Source organism: Azohydromonas lata NBRC 102462, from assembly GCF_001571085.1.
GTDB lineage: Bacteria > Pseudomonadota > Gammaproteobacteria > Burkholderiales > Burkholderiaceae_C > Azohydromonas > Azohydromonas lata.
Map to the genome: position 1 here is coordinate 1 of NZ_BCTC01000214.1, position 3,316 is coordinate 3,316.

The 3,316-nt window shown below is 66.6% G+C and carries 3 protein-coding genes; all 3 read left to right on the top strand.

Annotated elements, in window-relative coordinates:
• On the top strand, positions 1-579 hold a 579-nt coding region (locus ALA01S_RS30475), incomplete at its 5' end, for a Bug family tripartite tricarboxylate transporter substrate binding protein (RefSeq protein WP_169806052.1).
• Between the two features lie 297 nt (positions 580-876).
• Positions 877-1,662: a molybdate ABC transporter substrate-binding protein gene (gene modA, locus ALA01S_RS30480; protein ID WP_066343464.1), complete on the top strand. Its 786-nt coding sequence runs from the start codon at positions 877-879 to the stop codon at positions 1,660-1,662.
• Between the two features lie 50 nt (positions 1,663-1,712).
• Positions 1,713-2,795, top strand: coding sequence for a porin (locus ALA01S_RS30485; protein WP_066343466.1), 1,083 nt, complete (start codon positions 1,713-1,715; stop codon positions 2,793-2,795).
• Positions 2,796-3,316: the final 521 nt, after the last annotated feature.

Below are 3,316 nucleotides of genomic sequence, written 5' to 3' on the forward strand. Positions count from 1 at the left end.
CCGGCCGATTCGCCCATCAAGGACCTGAAGGGCCTGATCGCCGCCTCCAAGGCCGGCCAGGGCCTGAACTTCGCGACCGCCGGCACGGGCAGCACGCCGCACTTCGTGGCGGAGATGCTCAACCTCAAGGCCGGCGCCAAGATGCAGATCGTTCCCTACAAGAGCGGCTCCGAGGGCATGGCTGCCGTGGTGGGCAAGCAGGTGGACGTGACCTCCGAAGGCAGCCCCGTGGTGATGCCGCAGATCAAGGGCAACAAGCTCAAGCCCATCGCCTCGACCTGGAACCGCCGCATCGCCGCGCTGCCTGACCTGCCCACCGCCGAAGAGCAAGGCTTCAAGGACCTCGTGATCGGCCACTGGTCGGGCGTGTTCGCCCCCAAGGGCACGCCGGACGCGATCCTGGACAAGATGAACGCGGCGGTGAACGCGGCGCTTAAATCGCCTGAGCTGCGCGCCAAGCTGATCCCCATGGCCATCGACCCGCAAGGCGGTTCGCGCGAGGACTTCAAGAAGTTCCTGGCGACGGAGAAGGCGCGGCTGGCGCCCATCGCCAAGGCGGCGCAGATGAAGGAAGACTGAGGCGGCCCTTGACGCCGGCCGCAAGCGGGTCGGCCCCGCCCTCTACTTCGTCAGCCCCGCCCTCTACTTCGTCATCCCCGCGCAGGCGGGGATCCAGGCGGTCCCACGCCGGAACGTAAGCCGTCCTGCAGGCACGACGGCGTCGGTTCTCCCGCGCCCCTGCTCGCGGCCGGCTTGGGGACCGCCTGGATTCCCGCCTTCGCGGGAATGACGACCGTTTTTCTTGCCGCCTACCCCATAGCGCACGCAACAAGCTGCTCTCGCAGCAACAACACCACAACACCCGGAGACAAGTCCATGAACACCCTTTTCAAAGCATCCCGCCGCGCCTTCCTCGTCGCCGGCCTCGCGCTGGGCGTGGCCGCCTCGGCCATGGCCGGCGAGATCCGCGTGGTCAGCTCCGGCGGCTTCACGGCCGCGTACAAGGAACTGGTGCCGCTGTTCGAGGCCGCCACGGGCCACAAGGTCATCACGGCCTACGGCGCCTCCATGGGCAACGCGCAGGACTCCATCCCCAGCCGCCTGGCGCGCGGCGAGCAGTTCGACATCGTCATCCTGGCCGACGGCGCGCTGGACGCGCTGGCCAAGGAAGGCAAGGTCGTTCCCAACACCCGCGTGGACCTGGGCCGCTCGCTCATCGGCCTGTCGGTGCGCAAGGGCCTGCCCAAGCCGGACATCTCCACGGTCGATGCGCTGAAGAAGACGGTGCTGGAAGCCAAGTCCATCGCCTACTCCGCCAGCGCCAGCGGCACCTATCTCTCCAACGAGCTGTTCCCCAAGCTGGGCGTGTGGGACCAGATCAAGGACAAGTCCAAGAAGATCATGAGCGAGCGCGTGGGCACGGTGCTCACGCGCGGCGAGGCCGACGTGGGCTTCCAGCAGGTGAGCGAGCTGCTGCCCTTCAAAGACATCGAGTTCGTCGGCCCGCTGCCTGAAGAGGTGCAGCAAAAGGTGTTCTTCTCCGCCGGCCTGGCCGTGGGCAGCAAGGAGCCTGAGCTGGCCAAGCAACTCGTGAAGTTCCTGGCCTCGCCGGCGGCGGCGCCCATCATCAAGGCGACCGGCCTGGACCCCGTGGCGAAGTGAGGCGCTGAGCGCAACGCCATCACGAGAACAGCCATCACCGGGGACAATTGATGAACAAGAAAACGAAAGCGGCATGGGGCCTGGCGCTGGGCGCCGCGAGCATGGGCGGCGCTTGGGCGCAAAGCGGCGTGACGCTCAGCGGCATTGCCGACTCGGCTGTGCGCCACGTGCGCAACGAGGATCTGGGCGGCGTCACCTCGCTGGTCAGCGGCTCCAACGCCACCAGCCGCTTCATCTTCCGCGGCACCGAGGACTTGGGCGGCGGCCTGAGCGCCGGCTTCCACCTGGAAAGCGGCGTGGCGCTGGACACCGGCGCCAACACCACCGCCAACACCCTGTTCGACCGGCGCGCAACGCTGAGCCTGGCCAGCAAGCAGGCCGGCGAGCTGCGCCTGGGCCGCGACTACGTGCCCAGCTACACCAACTGGGTGCGCTTCGACCCGTTCAGCCACGTGGGGGTGGCGGCCTCGGCCAACTTCGTGTCCGCCACGCCGGTTGGGCCCATCAAGTCGTCCTTCGGCGCCTCGCCCAACACGACCACGCGCACCAGCAACGCCGTGCAGTGGCTGATGCCCGCCGGCTGGGGGGGCCTGGAAGGCGGCCTGATGTGGGCGTCGGACGAAAACGGCACCGCCGCCAATGGCCAGCACAAGGTCAAGGGCGCGCGGCTGGGCTATGCGGCCGGGCCGCTGGTGGTCTCAGGCGCCCTCACCCGCACCGAGAACAACCTCACCACCGCGGGCCACTTCGACGACCGCGTGATCGCCGCGCTCTACGACTTCGGCATGGTGCGCGTGTCGCTGGCCCTGCGCCGCTTCGAGCAGGCCGACGCCCGCCAGAACAACGTGCTGCTGGGCGCCTGGATTCCGGTGGGCAACGGCGAAATCAAGGCCTCGCTGCAGCGCGTGAGCTTCTCCGGCAGCGTGGGCGCCGCGTCGCTGGACGACAACCACGCCCGCCAGCTCGGCCTGGGCTACGTGCACAACCTCTCCAAGCGCACGGCGCTGTACGGCACGCTCTCGCACATCTCCAACAGCGGCGCGCTGGCCTACGCCATTTCCGGCGGCGCCAGCGGCTTGGCGGCGGGCGGCTCCTCGCGCGGCGTGGAATTCGGCATGCGCCACAATTTCTGACGGGCAACCAGGGCGGGCTTGAAAATGCAACCCGAAACCGCGTCCAAGCCCGCTCAATATCAAAACACCGGCCGCCACCAGCGCTTGCCAAATTGCTCCCAAGGCGCCCAAACAGGGCGCCTTTTTCATGGACGGCCGGATTCATATTTGGTAGCAATTCAGCCCCGCACCGGGTACTAACCCTAGGCAAGCTGACAGCAGACTGACAGCGCCCGCCGGAATACTTAAGTAAACGCACTGCAGTTCCCGGCGCGGTGCGAGATTCCAGATTCCAGATTCGCGCTTTTGCGAGCGGGATGGCCAGGTATTGAACAGTTATTGACCAAGTATTGGTTTCAATATCCTGCCGCCGTGAACACCTGATTTTCGTGACTTTCAAAAACCTGCGCGGCATTGGTTGCCGTGCTGCCTTGCCTCACCCTTTGAAGGAGATTTCATGCAAATCACCGGCATGCTTTACGGCGCGCAGTTATTGCGCCACGTCGATTTTCCGGCCGCGGAGGTTCTAGGCCCCGACGCTT